18 protein-coding genes and 1 tRNA gene are annotated in these 15,498 nt (G+C 61.3%); 7 read left to right on the top strand and 12 right to left on the bottom strand.

Going from position 1 to position 15,498, the window contains the following annotated elements; translation table 11 throughout:
* Positions 1 to 92 precede the first annotated feature (92 nt).
* Together ACE4RL_RS10230 and ACE4RL_RS10225 are read left to right on the top strand one after the other, a co-directional pair.
* Complete coding sequence (locus tag ACE4RL_RS10230) at positions 93 to 866, top strand: SDR family oxidoreductase (RefSeq protein ID WP_375597094.1); 774 nt, start codon at positions 93 to 95, stop codon at positions 864 to 866.
* A complete protein-coding gene (locus ACE4RL_RS10225; RefSeq protein ID WP_375597093.1) occupies positions 835 to 1,398 on the top strand; it encodes a gluconokinase in 564 nt (187 codons plus the stop codon). Before ACE4RL_RS10230 ends, ACE4RL_RS10225 begins: the two co-directional genes overlap by 32 nt.
* Here the strand turns inward: ACE4RL_RS10225 and ACE4RL_RS10220 are convergent, their stop codons facing one another.
* From ACE4RL_RS10220 to ACE4RL_RS10200, 5 genes are all read right to left on the bottom strand, one after another.
* The gene (locus ACE4RL_RS10220) at positions 1,399 to 1,752 is read right to left on the bottom strand and encodes a DUF1622 domain-containing protein (RefSeq protein ID WP_375597092.1); all 354 of its coding nucleotides are present in this window, start codon (positions 1,750 to 1,752) and stop codon (positions 1,399 to 1,401) included.
* A 97-nt stretch (positions 1,753 to 1,849) separates the two neighbouring features.
* Positions 1,850 to 2,623, bottom strand: coding sequence for a MerR family transcriptional regulator (locus ACE4RL_RS10215; protein WP_375597091.1), 774 nt, complete (start codon positions 2,621 to 2,623; stop codon positions 1,850 to 1,852).
* 36 nt (positions 2,624 to 2,659) lie between these two features.
* On the bottom strand, positions 2,660 to 3,145 hold the full coding sequence (locus tag ACE4RL_RS10210; protein WP_375597090.1) for a CYTH domain-containing protein: 486 nt from the start codon (positions 3,143 to 3,145) through the stop codon (positions 2,660 to 2,662).
* 4 nt (positions 3,146 to 3,149) lie between these two features.
* The gene (locus ACE4RL_RS10205; protein ID WP_375597089.1) at positions 3,150 to 4,037 is read right to left on the bottom strand and encodes a CHAD domain-containing protein; all 888 of its coding nucleotides are present in this window, start codon (positions 4,035 to 4,037) and stop codon (positions 3,150 to 3,152) included.
* Between the two features lie 16 nt (positions 4,038 to 4,053).
* Positions 4,054 to 4,590: a methylated-DNA--[protein]-cysteine S-methyltransferase gene (locus tag ACE4RL_RS10200; RefSeq protein WP_375597088.1), complete on the bottom strand. Its 537-nt coding sequence runs from the start codon at positions 4,588 to 4,590 to the stop codon at positions 4,054 to 4,056.
* A 77-nt stretch (positions 4,591 to 4,667) separates the two neighbouring features.
* Between ACE4RL_RS10200 and ACE4RL_RS10195 the strand changes: the two genes are divergently transcribed.
* Positions 4,668 to 5,336 carry a pseudouridine synthase gene (locus tag ACE4RL_RS10195; RefSeq protein ID WP_375597087.1) on the top strand — a complete coding sequence of 223 codons (669 nt, stop codon included), beginning with the start codon at positions 4,668 to 4,670 and terminating at the stop codon, positions 5,334 to 5,336.
* Positions 5,337 to 5,339: 3 nt separating this feature from the next.
* Here ACE4RL_RS10195 and ACE4RL_RS10190 read toward each other — a convergent pair whose 3' ends face one another.
* Together ACE4RL_RS10190 and ACE4RL_RS10185 are read right to left on the bottom strand one after the other, a co-directional pair.
* Positions 5,340 to 5,624 (bottom strand): hypothetical protein, encoded by a 285-nt coding sequence (locus ACE4RL_RS10190; protein WP_375597086.1) that lies wholly within the window; start codon positions 5,622 to 5,624, stop codon positions 5,340 to 5,342.
* Positions 5,624 to 6,004 carry a RidA family protein gene (locus ACE4RL_RS10185; protein WP_375597085.1) on the bottom strand — a complete coding sequence of 127 codons (381 nt, stop codon included), beginning with the start codon at positions 6,002 to 6,004 and terminating at the stop codon, positions 5,624 to 5,626. Before ACE4RL_RS10185 ends, ACE4RL_RS10190 begins: the two co-directional genes overlap by 1 nt.
* Before the next feature lie 77 nt (positions 6,005 to 6,081).
* Here ACE4RL_RS10185 and ACE4RL_RS10180 point away from each other — a divergent pair.
* Both ACE4RL_RS10180 and ACE4RL_RS10175 read left to right on the top strand, forming a co-directional pair.
* A tRNA-Leu gene (locus ACE4RL_RS10180) sits at positions 6,082 to 6,166 on the top strand.
* Between the two features lie 84 nt (positions 6,167 to 6,250).
* Positions 6,251 to 6,838: a chemotaxis protein CheW gene (locus tag ACE4RL_RS10175; protein WP_375597084.1), complete on the top strand. Its 588-nt coding sequence runs from the start codon at positions 6,251 to 6,253 to the stop codon at positions 6,836 to 6,838.
* A 187-nt stretch (positions 6,839 to 7,025) separates the two neighbouring features.
* Here ACE4RL_RS10175 and gpt read toward each other — a convergent pair whose 3' ends face one another.
* Both gpt and ACE4RL_RS10165 read right to left on the bottom strand, forming a co-directional pair.
* Positions 7,026 to 7,523, bottom strand: a complete 498-nt coding sequence (gene gpt, locus ACE4RL_RS10170) for a xanthine phosphoribosyltransferase (RefSeq protein ID WP_375597083.1) — start codon at positions 7,521 to 7,523, stop codon at positions 7,026 to 7,028.
* Between the two features lie 75 nt (positions 7,524 to 7,598).
* Positions 7,599 to 8,372 carry a competence/damage-inducible protein A gene (locus ACE4RL_RS10165; RefSeq protein WP_375597082.1) on the bottom strand — a complete coding sequence of 258 codons (774 nt, stop codon included), beginning with the start codon at positions 8,370 to 8,372 and terminating at the stop codon, positions 7,599 to 7,601.
* A 118-nt stretch (positions 8,373 to 8,490) separates the two neighbouring features.
* Here ACE4RL_RS10165 and map point away from each other — a divergent pair, with 118 nt between their 5' ends.
* Together map and radC are read left to right on the top strand one after the other, a co-directional pair.
* Positions 8,491 to 9,321 carry a type I methionyl aminopeptidase gene (map, locus tag ACE4RL_RS10160; protein WP_375600261.1) on the top strand — a complete coding sequence of 277 codons (831 nt, stop codon included), beginning with the start codon at positions 8,491 to 8,493 and terminating at the stop codon, positions 9,319 to 9,321.
* Positions 9,321 to 10,049 (top strand): DNA repair protein RadC, encoded by a 729-nt coding sequence (radC, locus tag ACE4RL_RS10155; RefSeq protein WP_375597081.1) that lies wholly within the window; start codon positions 9,321 to 9,323, stop codon positions 10,047 to 10,049. Before map ends, radC begins: the two co-directional genes overlap by 1 nt.
* On the opposite strand, the gene ACE4RL_RS10150 is transcribed toward radC, so the two are convergent.
* The 3 genes from ACE4RL_RS10150 to ACE4RL_RS10140 form a co-directional block, all read right to left on the bottom strand.
* The gene (locus tag ACE4RL_RS10150; RefSeq protein WP_375597080.1) at positions 10,035 to 11,264 is read right to left on the bottom strand and encodes a GNAT family N-acetyltransferase; all 1,230 of its coding nucleotides are present in this window, start codon (positions 11,262 to 11,264) and stop codon (positions 10,035 to 10,037) included. The two genes, radC and ACE4RL_RS10150, sit on opposite strands and share 15 nt — an antisense overlap.
* 172 nt (positions 11,265 to 11,436) lie before the next feature.
* Positions 11,437 to 12,177: a cytochrome c biogenesis CcdA family protein gene (locus ACE4RL_RS10145; RefSeq protein ID WP_375597079.1), complete on the bottom strand. Its 741-nt coding sequence runs from the start codon at positions 12,175 to 12,177 to the stop codon at positions 11,437 to 11,439.
* A 216-nt stretch (positions 12,178 to 12,393) separates the two neighbouring features.
* A complete protein-coding gene (locus ACE4RL_RS10140) occupies positions 12,394 to 15,309 on the bottom strand; it encodes a PAS domain-containing protein (protein WP_375597078.1) in 2,916 nt (971 codons plus the stop codon).
* Positions 15,310 to 15,498 lie beyond the last annotated feature (189 nt).

Below are 15,498 nucleotides of genomic sequence, written 5' to 3'. Positions count from 1 at the left end.
GCGCCACGGTCTCCCTCCTCCACCTTGCATCGCCCCGGGGTGTCCTCTAACACCCTGATGGACGGTGCCATTTCGAGGGGATAAGGCCAACAATGACGCGGGGAATAGCGCAATTCGACTTGTCCGGCCGGCGGGCCCTAGTGACTGGGTCCAGCCGTGGATTGGGCCTTGCCATGGCGAAGGCTCTTGCCGAGGCCGGAGCAGAACTGGTGCTCAACGGCCGTGACGAAGTGGCACTTGGCAAAGCCGCCGCCGATCTAGCCGATAGCGGAGCCAAGGTCTCCGCTCTGGCCTTTGATGTAACCAGCCCCGACAGCGTCGCCGAGGCCATCGGTCATTGTGAGGATCAGATTGGCCCCATCGACATTCTCGTCAACAACGCCGGCATGCAGATCCGCGGGCCCCTGGAGACCTATAGCCACGACAATTTCGAAGCTATGCTGAGCGCCCATGTGGTCTCTACCTTTTCCGTCAGCAAGGCTGTTGCCCAGCACATGCTGGAGCGCGGCCGGGGCAAGATCATCAATATCTGCTCGATCCTGACCAATCACGCCCGCCCGACTGCTGCACCCTATGGCGCTGCCAAGGCGGCAATTGCCAACCTCACGCGCGGCATGGCGGCCGACTGGGCCCCACGGGGGCTCAACATAAACGCTATTGCACCGGGCTATTTCAAGACCGACCTAAACACTACACTGATGGCTGACCCAGCCTTTGATGGCTGGGTCAAACAACGGACCCCCATGGGCCGTTGGGGCGAGGTCGAAGAGCTTGGCCCTGCTGCAATCTTTCTCGCATCCGACGCTTCCAGTTTCGTGAACGGACACATTCTCTATGTCGACGGCGCCTTCACAGCCACAGTCTAAGCCGGCTCGCATCATCATCGTGATGGGCGTCAGCTCATCGGGAAAATCTACCGTGGGAGCGGCCCTCGCACGCGCCCTGCATGCCCCGCTCCTCGATGGCGACCAGTACCATCCCGAAGCCAATGTCGAGAAAATGCGGGCTGGCACGCCCCTAAACGACGAGGATCGCTGGCCCTGGCTCGAGGCACACACGGCGGCCCTCAAGCAGGCGGCACAGAAAAAGGACGTCGCCATCGGCGCCAGCTCGGCGCTCAAACGCATCTATCGCGACTTCATCACCGAAAAGGCTGGTGAACCAGTCCTGTTCGTCTATCTGGACGGCTCAAGGGAATTGATCGGCGAGCGCATGGCCAAGCGCAGCCACGAATATATGCCAACGAGCCTCCTCGACAGTCAGTTCGCCACGCTCGAGGTGCCTGACCCGGCCACGGAAAACACGCTGCACGTGCCCGTAACCGACAGCATCGACAAGATCGTGCGCACCATCATCAGTGCGCTAGGGGACGTAAAGAGCTTCAAGCGCTGGCAGTGATTAGCGCGATTCCTGCCGCTGTTTGACCTCGGCATGTGTCTGCTGCCAGGGCCATCGACCGGACACTTCGACCTCGAGCGACAGGCTGAGAAAGGTCCGGATAGCCACAATGCCGGCCAGCACCGCCAGACTGTCCAGTGTGGGCTCGATGGCCACCGTCGCAATGATGTCGGCTGCGACGAGCACCTCCAGTCCCACCAGAATGCCACGGCCAATATCCGCTCGATACCTGCGAAACCGGTCATGGACGTCGCGATCGCGCAATTGCATCAGGAACCGCGCGGTTCCCACGATCAGACCAAGCACAATGATGGCGATACCTACCCATTCCACCGTGCGCACAATGATATGCACCAGCTCTCCCGACATATTTCCCCCTTGTCTTATCTGCTGGGTCAACGCAACAGCTGCCGGAGCGATCCGCCGCGTTGACCGGTGCTTGATGCCCCCGCTACGCCTGACGGCGCGCCCAGGCCCGCATGGCCGTCACCAGATAGTCGGCAAAGCCAGGTTCGATCGCCTCGTAGCGCTTGCGGAAATCGGGGTGTTCATAGACTTCAGCCAAGCCGACATAAGCATCTAGCGGGCAGTCGCGCGCCCAGGCCGAGGCGACCCAAGCGCGATGGCGTTCAATCAAGGGATCGAGCGCGGTCGCTTGCGGCGGCAGGCCCCGGCGCAGGCCTTCAGCCAGACCGTCTTCGACCAGCCGCAACTCCTCCATCATGGCAGCCTGCTCGGCTTCGGACAATTCAGCCATGGCCTTGCGGCTGTTATCGATTTCACTCTTTAGGCCGGCGCCATAGCGCTCGATCAGCCAGGCCTCGTATTCAGCCTGCTTTTCAAGTGAGACGATGCCAGAATAGAGATCTGCGTCAGTCATTGTGCGTTCTCCTTTGAGACGGGCGATCGTGCGGTCGATCGTCCGGACCATGCCGGCGTAGCGCTTCGCCTGTTCCTCGAGCCGTTCCCGCTGCCTTTGCAGCGTGGCGAGCCGGTCGAAACCGGGCGCATCCAGAATGGCGCCGATTTCGCTCAGAGGCATATCCAGTTCACGATGGATCAGAATTTGCTGCAGGCGCAGCAACTCCTCCTCGCCGTAGTAGCGATAGCGGTTCTCGCCGACGAATGCGGGCTTGAGCAGACCGATCTCGTCATAGTGGTGCAGCGTACGCACCGAAATACCCGCGAGCCGGGCAAGCTGGTTGACGGTATAGGTCTTGTTCATGGTCCCGCATCCTCCGCGAGACGAGGCAATAGTCCCTCACGCCACGTCAGGGTCAACCGATGGAACGCCCGGCACCCGCGCCAGGCTCGCATTGGCATAGCGGTCGTCATGGCTGACTTCCTTGCCCGCCCAACCGGGGAGATCGATAACCTGATCTTCAGACACCAGTTCGACCTCGGCCATGACCAGTCCGGCATGGGCACCTCCGAACACGTCCACTTCCCAGATCAGACCACCATGGGGCACCAGATGCCGGACTTTTTCGACCACATTGGGCTGCGCCAGCTCCAGCATCTGGCGTGCGTCGTCCAGCGGCACTTCATATTCGAACTCGGCCCGGCTGATCCCTTCGGCTGGGCCCTTGAGCGTGAGCAGTGCCTTTTGATCGTCCACAATGCGGATGCGCACCGTGGCCTTGGCATTGCTGGAGAGGTAACCCTGCACCAAGCGCTTCCGGCCAGCAACCGCGTCACGCCAGCCCTCCCCCGATACCAGAAACTTGCGTTCGATTTCCTCGGCCATCACTCTATTCCAGAAGCTTCCAATAGGCGTTGAAGCGCTTTGCAGCTACACCCGGAGGTTCCGCCGCTAATTGCCGGCCGAGGTCGAATGCCTTTTCGCTAAGCGCCGCCTGTTGTTCCGCGATGATCGCCAGCAACATGTCGACAGAGCTGTCCCCCGGCGCACGCGTGGAAACTATCCAATCGGACAGCACCATCAGATTATGGTGCTCCCCCAAAGTCTCGCCCAGTTCATCGAGGCTCAAACAGAGGTTCTCCATGATTGCAGGCGCGGTGCGCTCGTAGAGCCGCATGTGATACCACCAGACCTTCGTGGCCTTGCGCCACTCATGCACCCTTTCTCCTTCAGGCGTCTCGCGCGCCTTGGCGAGCCGCTTGCGTAAGCGGGAATAGTCAGCCCTGAGTCCCGGCTGCACAACATCCGCGCCGGACGCATCAAACTTCCAGTCCGGCACACGTTCACGCGCCCGCTCGAAATCGGCCGCCGCCAGCGCCAGCAGTTCCTCTTCGCCCATTTGCTGGCGCAAATGCCGGGCGCGCTCGCGCAGCCGGTCAAGCAGGGCCACCGAGCCGCCCCCATCGACGCTGAGACGCGCCCCGGAACTATCGACCAGCGCAGACATCGTCTGAACCATCACCGCCGCGTCGCGCGCCACCGAGAAACGGTCGGCAACGGCGCGAATGGCGTCGTTTTCTGCTTGGTAGTCAGCAAAGACCGGCCGGATGAGTTTGAGCAGAGCCCGCAGCTTCTTGCAGGCCTTGCGCACTGTGTGGACGGTTCGATCGAAATCCTCATTGGCCGCAACCGCGTCCAATGCCTTGTCGATCTGTTCTGTGGCGATGTCGCGCACCTGGCGGGCAACACCACTGGACTGCTTGAAGGCATAGGCCATGACTGGAACCCGAAAACTAGAATCCGAAACTCATCTGACCGGCCGGTGTGCCGACATTGACGCCTTCCATCGCCAGCATTTTGACCTTTGTGAAAGTGCCACCCGGCGCGGAAAACCCACCCGGCTTGCCATTGCTGGCCAGCACCCGGTGGCAGGGAATGACCAGCGGAATGGGATTGGCGCCCATGGCCTGCCCTACTGCACGCGACAGGCCGGGATCACCCAGCTCGCGGGCAAGCGCGCCATAGGTGATGGTCTGGCCCCAGGGCACTTGCACCAGACGCTCATAAGCCCTGCGGTGGAAACCGGAGACACCGCCGAGATCGAGTGGCACATCGTCGAAATGCACTTCGAGACCCTCCGCATAATCTTCGATGCGGTTCATCAGCCCGGCAACCATCCGCGTCGGCTCACCCGGCCGCGCCCCGTCGCGCCCCAGACGCTCCAACATCGCCTTTTGTGAGGTATCGGGCAGCAACACCCTGGCCAGGCCCCGCTCGGTCCAGCCAAGGCCGAACAATCCCAGTGCTGTCTCAAAGGTCACCGTTTTCATGCACGGACACTACGCCGCCGCCCGCATATCTGCCAAGAACCTTGGTCAAGTCCCGCTTTGTCTGCTAGAGCCAGCTGATGCCCGCCATGCCCACGCTCAAAGACTATTTCCCGCCCACCGATCCGTACCTGAACGTCATCCATGTCGATGACGACATTCTGGTGGTGGACAAGCAGTCCGGCCTGCTCAGCGTGCCCGGTAAAGACCCGAGCCTGTGGGATTGTATCGAACATCGCGCGCGACAGACTTACCCCACCGCAGGCATGTGCCACCGGCTCGACAAGGACACCTCTGGCGTCCTGGTGTTGGCGCTCAACAAGCGCGCCCACGGCCGCATCGGCAGCCAGTTCGAGCACCGCAAGACCACCAAGAGCTATATCGCGCGGGTATCGGGCATCATCGAAGAGGACAGCGGCCTGATCGACCTGCCATTGGCCACCGACTGGCTCAACAAGCCCCGGCAAAAGGTCGACCACGACCATGGCCGCGCTTCGCAAACCGAATGGCACGTAATCGAGCGCGAAGATAACGCCACTCGCGTGCGGTTGATCCCACTGACTGGCCGGACGCATCAGTTGCGGGTTCACATGAAGGCAATCGGCCATGTGATTCTGGGCGATGCGTTTTATTCCGAAGGCGCTGCCCTGGCGGCCGCCGACCGGCTGCAATTGCACGCCGCCGAACTGGGCTTTACCCACCCCACGACGGAGGTCTTCACCACCTTCGTGGCGCCGACGCCGTTCTAGGCGCTACGCCTCGCCCAGATACCCTACCTCGATGCGCTGGAACAGGTCGCCGGCCTTCATGGTGTCGAGCCAGCGGCGGAATTCGGCGACATCCTTGAACCCAGCGCGCTGCGCTTCTGCGTCGGTGACGTCGTCCGGCGACATGTCGGTGATCGACTTGATAGAAAGTAGGCCCACCTTGGTCTTGAGCGTCCCCCCGGCCTTCACCGTCGGTCGATTCCAGCGCCGGAAGATGAGGTCCACCCTACCGGCCTTGATCTCTTCGAGTAGATCCCGCTTGAGCAACATCAGTCCAACACCGCCGTGGCTGTCATTTCGATTCTGAGGCCCTTGGCCAGCAATTCCTTGACCACCACGGTGGCGCGAACAGGAAAAGGCTGCGCGGTGAAATACTCGCGATAGACCGCATTCATGCCGGCCGCGTCAGCGCTGTCGGTGAGGAATATCTGCACCATGGCCAGATTGCGCAGGTCGCCGCCGGCGGCCCTCAACGCGATCTCGAGATTGTCGATGCAGCGGCGCGTCTGCGCCTCAATATCGCCCACGACGATCTCGCCGCTGACGGGATCCTCGGCGATTGCGACCAGCCAGAGGTGTTTGCCGGCCCGGACCGCATCATTGATGGGCGCCGAGGATGGGGCAATGCCGGTTTCAACGCGTTCGATCATCTGGCCTCCGGGGAAGAATCGTCTGAGCACAATTGTCTTGTCCAAAAGCTTGTGACAAACACGGGGCACCGAGCCAAGCGGGCGTGGTGGAATTGGTAGACACAAGGGACTTAAAATCCCTCGGCGATAGCCTTGCGGGTTCGATTCCCGCCGCCCGCACCAGACGCTAAGCTTGCGGCAACCTTTCTCGACAATGATGTCTGTGGCCCACGTTGGCTACCTATGTGTACCGAGTTAGGCGTAGCAATGTCGGCCCTGCCACAGGAACTGGACCAGTTTCAATCTCCGCCCGATGAACGCGGCAACGCCGAAATACGGCAATTCATCACCTTTGCCTGTACCGGGCAGAGTTTCGGCGTCGATATCATGTCCATGCGCGAAATTCGCAATTGGAGCCCGGTGACGCCCCTGCCCGCCCAAAAGCCGGATGTGCTCGGCGTCATCGACATTCGCGGACGGGTCGTCCCGGTTCATGACCTGGCGCTGCGCATTGGCTGCTCGGCCGAGCGCCGGAAGCAGCACGACGGTCATATCATCCTGGTTCTCAACGTTGCGGGCCACGACATGGGGCTGCTGGTAGACAGCGTCTCTGACATCATCGATGTGGAAGCCGCCAACATTCTGCCGGTGCCACAGATCGAAGGATCAGCAGCGCGTTTCCTGGCTGGAATAGCGCGTCAGGGCGGCAATCTAGTGGCGATCCTGGACGAGGAGACGGTGCTGCGGGAGGCGGTGGAATTACCGCACTCCGGAGCCGAGCGCCTGCTGGACGACGACAGCATCTCGCCAGCCGGCGATACCGAGTTTGTTTTCCTGGATGAAATTCAAGGGTAATCGGCTGTTCGCATGCCGACCACGTGTGAGCGGCCCCGCGCAATTCGAATGAAAGAGCCCGGCAATACGCGCCAGCGCCTTGCGGCCTGATTGGCGTCTTGCGGATAATCTCTCAATGCCCCGCCCTCGCGTCGACGCGAAGGTATGGTCTCATGGGCTTGGCGAACAGGGATAAGCAGGCCCGCGATCAGTCCGTAGCGCCGGAAATCGGCGCGACATAGGCAACGTCGAGATCCCAGGGGAAGAAAATCCAGGTGTCCTGGCTGACTTCGGTGATGAAGGTATCGACCATGTCGCGCCCCTTGGGCTTGGCATAGACCGTGGCGAAATGGGCGCCGGGCAGCATGTCTCGAACCACGCGGGCTGTATTGCCGGTGTCAACAAGATCGTCGACGATCAGGATCTTGCCGCCCCTCTTGGCGAGGTCAAAGACCGGCTGGCTGATTTCCTTGAGAATGGAAATGCCGCTCTGGTTTTGGTGGTCATAGCTCTTGGCCGCAACGGTCTCGACCGTGCGGATATTGAGCTCACGGGCAACGATGGCCGCTGGCACCAGGCCTCCACGGGCGATGGCCACGACCGCATCGAAAGGACCGATGCTGGCCAGGCGCCAAGCCAGCGCCCGGCTGTCGCGATGGAACTGATCCCAGGTGACGGGGAAGGATTTCTCGTTGGGATTGCTCACGCTGCTCTCCTGGCGGGGCCTGACCCCTATATCTTTGATTGGCTCGTCCTTAGCAAAGGCAGCGGCAAACGCCAATCATTCTGCATCGGGTGGCGCGACACCGGCCTTTTCATGGGCAGCAGCGACCATGGCCCGAACCTTCTCGGCCGCCTCGGCCAGCCGCGCCTCGTCGGACGAGCGCAGCACCAGCTCGGTCATCACTCGATCCTTGCCCATTTGAGGATAGGACCCCATCTTCACGTCCGTATATTCGGCCTGCAGAACACCGAGCGGCCCGCCAAGCGTGCCCTCGCCCACGGCTGCCCGGACGGCGACCGACGAAACCTTCTTGCCACCCTTGAGCGTGGGCGCCAGCGCTTCAAGCATCGAGCGCATGATGACCGGTACGCCCGCCATCACATGGACATTGCCGATCCGGAAGCCCGGCGCAGCAGAGACCGAATTGACGATCAGATCGGCACCCTCAGGAATGCGGGCCATGCGCAGGCGGGCCTCGTTGACTTCGGTGCCAGTCTGCTTCCAGCGCGTTTCCAGCATGGCCCGAGCCTGCGCGTTGATCGGCAGGGCGACATCGAACGCCTTGGCAATGGCATCGGCGGTGATGTCATCATGGGTCGGGCCGATACCGCCGGAAGTGAAAACATAGGTATAGCGGGCGCGCAGAGCGTTGACCGCCTCGACAATGGCGTCCATCTCGTCGGACACCACGCGGACCTCGGTGAGGTCGATCCCCAGATCGGTACAGAAGTCAGCAACCGCGCCGATATTCACATCTTTGGTGCGGCCAGAGAGAATTTCGTCGCCGATGACGATCATGCCGGCGGTGATGCGAGTGTCTTGTTGGGTCATCGGTGATTTTTCCTTGAGGCAGTTGTGGATGCCCCTACGCCCCGAGCAAGTCAACGGTTCACCGCCCTTCCCTTCACCCGCTTAAGACCTTATTTTGCTTTTAGGAGACCAATGCATGATCACTTATGTCGACGCCAACGCCAAAGCCCGCCGCACCGCCGGGGTCATTCCGTTGCATGGCGCGGAAGGCTTTGAAGGCATGCGCCGGGCCGGGGCCCTGACCGCTCGGGCGCTCGACGAGATCACACCATTTGTCGAGGCGGGCGTGCCGACTTCGACGATTGACCGCGTCGCCTATGAGTTCGCCCGCGATCATGGGGCCGTGCCGGCGACCATCTTTTATAAGGGCTATCGCCATTCGGTCTGCACCTCGATCAACCATGTGGTGTGTCACGGCATTCCCGATGAACGACCGTTGCGCGAAGGCGACATCGTCAATGTTGACCTGACCCTGGTGCTCGACGGCTGGCACGGGGATTCGAGCCGCATGTACCCGGTGGGCGAAATCTCGCGAAAGGCCGAACGACTGATCGAGGTGACATATGCAAGCCTGGAAGCTGGCATTACTGCGGCCAAGCCGGGCAACACCACCGGCGATATCGGCGCAGCGATCCAGGCCGTCGCGGAAGGCGAACGCATGAGCGTGGTGCGGGATTTTGTCGGCCACGGCCTGGGGCGCCTGTTCCATGACGAGCCCAATATCCTGCATTTCGGCACGCCCGGCACCGGCGCCGTACTCAAACCGGGCATGATCTTCACCATCGAGCCGATGATCAATCTGGGCCGCCCGCATGTCAAAATCCTCTCCGATGGGTGGACCGCGGTGACCCGCGACCGCACGCTTTCGGCGCAGTGCGAGCATTCCATCGGCATCACCGAAACCGGCTGTGAAATCTTCACGCTCTCGCCCGCCGGGCTGTTCAATCCACTGGCCGGCCGGAGCGCCTGATGAACGATCGGCCCGACGAATTCGCCGAGGCCGCCATTCCGGCTCCTGCCGCGCCGGATGATCATGCCGGGCATCGCCAGAGGGTCCGCGAGCGCTTCCTCAAGCTGGGCGGGGAGGCACTGGAAGACTACGAACTGCTTGAACTGGCGCTGCAACTGGTCATCCCGCGCAAGGACACCAAGGCATTGGCCAAGCAGTTGCTGCGCGAATTCGGTTCGTTTTCGGGCGTCTTCAATGCCAGCCAGTCCCGGCTCGAAAAGATCAAGGGGCTCGGCCCCACTTCCATTGCCCATCTCAAGGTGATCCAGGCTGTGGCAGCCCGCTTCGGGCGGGACCGCATCGACATTCAGATGCCGATCCTGTCGTCCTGGAGCCAATTGATCGATTATTGCCGCAGCCAGATGGCCTATGAGTCCATCGAACAGTTCCGCGTTCTGTTTCTGGACAAGAAGAACCGGCTGATTGCCGACGAGGTACAGCAGACCGGTACGGTCGACCACACGCCGGTCTATCCGCGCGAGGTGATCAAGCGCTCACTCGAACTCTCGGCGACTGCACTGATCCTGGTACACAACCACCCCTCGGGTGACCCCTCCCCTTCATCGGCCGACATCCGCATGACAAAGGAAATCGCCGATATCGCCAAACCGCTGGGGATTGTATTGCACGACCACATCATCGTGGGTAAGTCGGGCCATGCCTCGCTGCGCGGGCTAAAGCTGATCTGATTTTCGCCTGGCCAGCAAACGGTCCCGAAGCTGATTGAGCGAACGCAGACCCGATTTGACCGCGGCGTTGTTCTTGGCCCAGGCCCTTAGGCGCTGGAAATTGCGGTGGGTCGACATCGCCAGAACGCCAAGCGGGGAAAGCGGCACATAGTGTTGCCGTAGGGGCACCTGCACATTGCACCAATGGCGCTTCTCGTCGGTGAACCCGGCCCCCATGTCGAAAAACGCAATGCCATCGTCAAACACGGTCTGCATTACCCGCAACAGGCACTGTTTGCCTGGTGAGCCGAACTGGATGTGGCCGCAGTCGCTCATCGAGGAGATCAGGCAGAACATGCGATCGCCAACGACGATGTTGTAGCGCGCCGCAACGATCTCACCATCGAGTCGCAGCACATGCAGGCGCACGTTGAGCCCTGAACCAGGCTCAAGGGCCGCGTGGTAGAAACCGGTGATGTTGTCGCACACGAAAATATCGCGAATGCCCTGCGCCCTGAAACGGGCCGAGCGCTGAGCGAACATGGTGTCGAGCACGGCATGGGCTTCCGCCGGGTCCCTGACTGTTTCGAAGCCGACGTCACCCAATGCGGCCAGGCGGTCGCCCTGCTGCCGGTCATGCTTGCGGCGGGAGCGGCTGCGCTGCTCGCGGTCGCACTGCTCCCAGGACTCGAACTGGGCGCGATAGAGCGTTTCGACAGTCAGGGCGTCGCCCAACTCGTCGAACAGCCCTTCGATGTCGCCGATCCGGTCGGGCATCGAGCGCAGATAGACGAGGTCAGCGCCCTTGAGTGCCCCGATCATGGCCTGCCAAAGGGCCGCGCGGCCTGTGGGACCCAGCGCGTTGAGGTGCGGCACATCGACGAGAGGCGCATAGCAGCCCGCATGGGCACCGGGAAACCAGGTGTATAGGCGCACGCCATGCACGCTTTTGCGATGCAGCGGCAGGAGCGCCACTGGGACACCGTCGACCTCGCCCACCACATAGCGCTGGTCGGCTTGGGCGATCTGGCGATTGATTACCCAGAGCCGAATGAAATCAAAACTCTGGCCCGGCGATTCCAGTCCACCTTGGGACAGGGCGCGCCAGATAGGCTCAACATCCTCGATGCGGTTATACACTCGCACCGTGACGGCAAGACGTGCGGTCACCGGCGCGGCATCCGCCCCGATCTCCTCCCCGGCGATATCGTCCATCGTTCTGGCGATGGTTGGCATATTCGCGGACTCGTGTGCTGCTCTTGGCGCGTTCTGGCGCCAGTCTCATCCCGTGGGAGTAAACTGCGCCTCAACATCGCCCGAGGAAAGCACGTCTCGCTCGCGAATCCGTGAACAGGGTTAATCCCCGCCTACGGAATGACCTTAAGTTCGGGAATATTCCCCAAGATACTCAGCCGAAATTGGCCAGCACGGGGAAGGTCTCGAGGAACCAGTAGGAAATACGGGTGAAATTGCCGGTGATGAACAACAGGCCCGTGACCACAAGGAGGCCACCCATGACCTTTTCCACCACGCCCAAATGCTTCTTGAAGCCATTGAAAAAGGTGAGGAATGGCCCCACGGCGATGCCGGCGAGGAAGAACGGGATGCCCAGCCCCAGCGAATAAAGTCCGAGCAGCGAGGCGCCCTCCCAGGCGGTCTCGCGACTGGCGGCCACCGAGAGAATGGCGGCGAGCACCGGGCCAATGCAGGGCGTCCAGCCAACGGCAAAGGCCAGGCCGAGCAGGAAGCCGCCCATCGGCCCTGAGGCAGCACCGGGACCATTGTGGCGCAACTGCCGGTCGAGAATGCCGATGCGGAACACGCCCAGGAAATGCAGGCCCATGGCGATAATGACGACGCCTGCAATGGGCGTGAGGATCGGCAGAAGTTGCCGGAAAGCCTGCCCGAAGGCGGTGGCGGTGGCGCCTAGCGCCACAAAGACCACCGTAAACCCAAGAATAAAGAAGATGGAGGTCAACGCCACGCGGCCGGTCAACTGTCCGGGCGACCCGGAGACGGCCTCGGCGCGCAGCTGATCATAACTCGCCCCGCTCATATAGGTGAGATAGGGCGGCACCAGAGGCAGCACGCAGGGGCTGAGAAAACTCAGCACGCCGGCGCCGATCACCAAAGGCAGGGAAAATTCCACGTCTGACGCTCCTTAGTCGCGCCCCTGTTTAGCGCGGTGCCGGCCAAAGGCAATGAGCCCCAGTGCCGCATCGCGAGGATGTGAGGCGCAAAGCTCTGGGCCCGCTATGCGCCAGCGGCCGCAGGAGCGTTTCGGAGAACAAGCACTATCGGAGAGAATCGCACTCAGCAAACGCCCTCGGGCACCGACTGGTGCCCCGGAGGGCGGTTGCCCTGGCTAGGCAGGCGTCCCGATGGACCGCCTGCCATCCAGCAATTCAGCAACGCGCATGCCAAGTTCGGCCATGCGAAAAGGTTTTGCGAGCACCACAAGCCCGCGAGCTTGCTCTGGTTTCAGGTCCGCATAGCCAGTAATCATCAAAATGGGCAGGTCGGGCATGATGCCGCGCAGTTCGCTCGCGAGTTGAGCCCCGGTCATGCGAGGCATCATATGATCGGTAACAAGCAGATCGGGGACAACGCCCGAGCGAACATGCTCCAACGCCGCAGCTGCTGAGCCCGCTTCGATCACCTCGTAGCCAAGCTCGACAAGATTGTCCGCCACGCTCATCCGAATAAGCGCCTCATCATCGACGAGGAGCACCTTTTTCGTCTTCTCTGGGAGCGGAACATCAGCGTTCTGAACCGGCTCCGGCTTTGATTGGCAAGGCGAGGACGGCAGCCATATCTCGGCTGTAGTCCCCTGGCCCTGCACTGAGCGCACGCTCAGAGCACCACCGGACTGTGCGGCCAGGCCATGCACCATCGACAGACCGAGACCAGTGCCCTGTCCCACTTCCTTGGTAGTAAAAAACGGCTCGATAGCGTGAGAGAGCGTCTCGGCATCCATTCCGGTACCGGTATCAATGACACTGACGCGCACGTAATCACCGTTTTCAAGGGTGTCATGCGGCGTCTTCGGGGCAACGGTCACCGTATCCACCGAAATGGTCAGCGCGCCACCATCCGGCATTGCGTCACGAGCGTTGACGGCCAGATTAAGGATCGCCAACTCCAGTTGATTTGGATCCACCAAGGCTGCACATCCAGCGTCCTTCGTCTCCAGGCGGAACTCGATCTGCGGGCCCAGTGTGCGCTCCAGCAGTTCGCGCATATCCCTGGCAAGCCGGCAAATATCTGTATCCTTTGGCAGCAGCGTCTGGCGGCGCGCAAAAGCAAGGAGACGCTGAACGAGTGTCTTGGCGCGTTCAGACGCCTGCAGGGCCCCCGCAATGATCCGATGAGACCTCTCGTCGTCACCATGCCGACGGCTCAAAATATCCAGACCACTCATAATCGGGGTGAGCAGATTGTTGAAATCGTGCGCGACCCCACCGGTGAGTTGCCCCAGGGTTTCGACCTTCCGCGCCTCGTGCAACAGGGCCAAGGCGTTCTCGCGCTCCTTGATTGCCTGCTTGACGCGCTCTTCCAGCGAGGCGTTCAACCGCCTCAATTCTTCCCGGCTGGACTCTAGTGCAGCTTCTGCCTCCTTGCGCGCCGTAATATCCAGCGATGACCCGACGAGGCCGATCACCGTGCCATCTGTGTCCCGCCAGGGCGATTTGGTGGATAACCATATCGCCGGGCTGCCGTCCGGCCGATGCACAGTCTCTTCGATCTGCCGTACAACCCCCGATTCCATAACAGCGCGGTCGTTCGCCATCACGGCTTCCCCTTGCGCCGTGTTTTCGAGAAATTCCGCATCTGTCTTGCCCAGATACTCCTCGGGCGGTTTCCCGATTAGTTCGGTTGCGCCGCGATTGGCGACCAGCATGCGCCCCTGCCGATCTTTGGCGTACACAACACCGGGCACTGCCTCGATGAAGGCAGCGAGCATCGCCGCCGAGCGATCCCGCTCGATCCTCGCTTTTCGCTCCTCCTCGATGTCGATGAGAACACCGGGAAAGCGCTGAGCAGTGCCGCTGGCATCCAGTTCCACCAATCCGTTTGCTTCAACCCAGCGATATTCACCGTCGGTCTGACGAACTCGATATTCGCAGCTATAGGCGCCCCCGCCCTGCAATGCTTTCTCGATTGCATCGGAAACCCTGTCCACGTCCTCCGGATGGATCGACGCGGTCACTAGGTCCAGCGGAAGCCCCTGCCGGCAAAGCTCAGGGTCGAGGGCGAACGAACGAGCAAACCGTTCATCGGCGATGAAACGATCTTCCTGAACCGCCCATACCCAGGTGCCCACGATTGCCCCGGCATCAAGCGCGAGGCGGACCCGCTCGGCTTCTGAGCGCACACGTTCTTCGCTTTCCTCAAGCCGGGCTCTCGTACGGACCTGCTCTGTGACCTCGTATCCACCCACGAAGATGCCAGTAACCGCACCAGCATCGTCGCGGATCGGCTCATAGAGAAAATCGACATAACGGGGCTCGGTTTCTCCAGCCAGAAGGATCGGCGCAGCGTGAGCTGAGAAGGCCTCTCCCGTCGCATAGACGTTGTCGAGAAACTCGAAATACCCCTGGTCTTCGACTTCCGGAAAGACCTCTCGCGCTGTGCGACCTTCAAAATTTCTCTCGCCCGCGATCTCTCGATAGGCGTCGTTGACGTATTCAAAGCGATGGTCTGGACCAACCAGCAGAGCCACGAAACCTGGCATCTGCTTGAGCATGAGCCGCTGACGCATCCGCTCGCGCTCGGCCTGACGCTCGGCTTCTATCTGTCCGGTTATCTCGGTGCAGGCGCAAAACAATCCTGCCGTGGTGCCGCGGTCATCTCTGATAGGGGAGTAGAAGAATGAGAAGTGAGTTTCCTCAGGATACCCACGTCGTTGCATGACGAGCATGATGTCGTCCATCTGGACGGGCTCACCCGAGTATGTTTGCGCGACGATCGGGCTGAGATCCGCTCGTATCTCGTGCCACACCTCAAGGAAATCACCGCCAAGTGCCTCAGGGTGTTTGCCGGCCAGGATCTGCGCATACTGGTCGTTGTAAATGAGGGTTCGCGACGCGCCCCAGGCCACGAACATGGGCTGACTTGAGCTCAACATCACCGAAACCAGCGTCTTGAGTGCTTCTGGCCATCTCTCAGGCGCACCGATCGGGCTGCTGCCCCAGTCATGGTCACGGATGAGCGCACCGGTGGCGCCTCCGCCGCTCAGAAACGACAGGGAGGTTTCGGGGTTTACGGAGCTCTCGTTCATTATTCTTCTTTTGCTTCCGTGACTTGGCCAGGTGTTACGCTTTTAAATGCCAGGAACTTATTGGCCATGGTGTCGCCACGCACAGGCACGGCGATCCTGCCTCTGGCCGCAGGGGCCGACTGTCATACAAGGGCAGGTGCGGATCGTGTCGCAGAACAGACCGCCGGGAGTGTGCCGGCGAATGCGGAA

This window comes from Devosia polycyclovorans, assembly GCF_042181575.1.
Lineage (GTDB): Bacteria > Pseudomonadota > Alphaproteobacteria > Rhizobiales > Devosiaceae > Devosia > Devosia polycyclovorans.
Note: the sequence above shows the minus strand (reverse complement) of the source record. Positions and strands in the feature narration are given on the sequence as shown.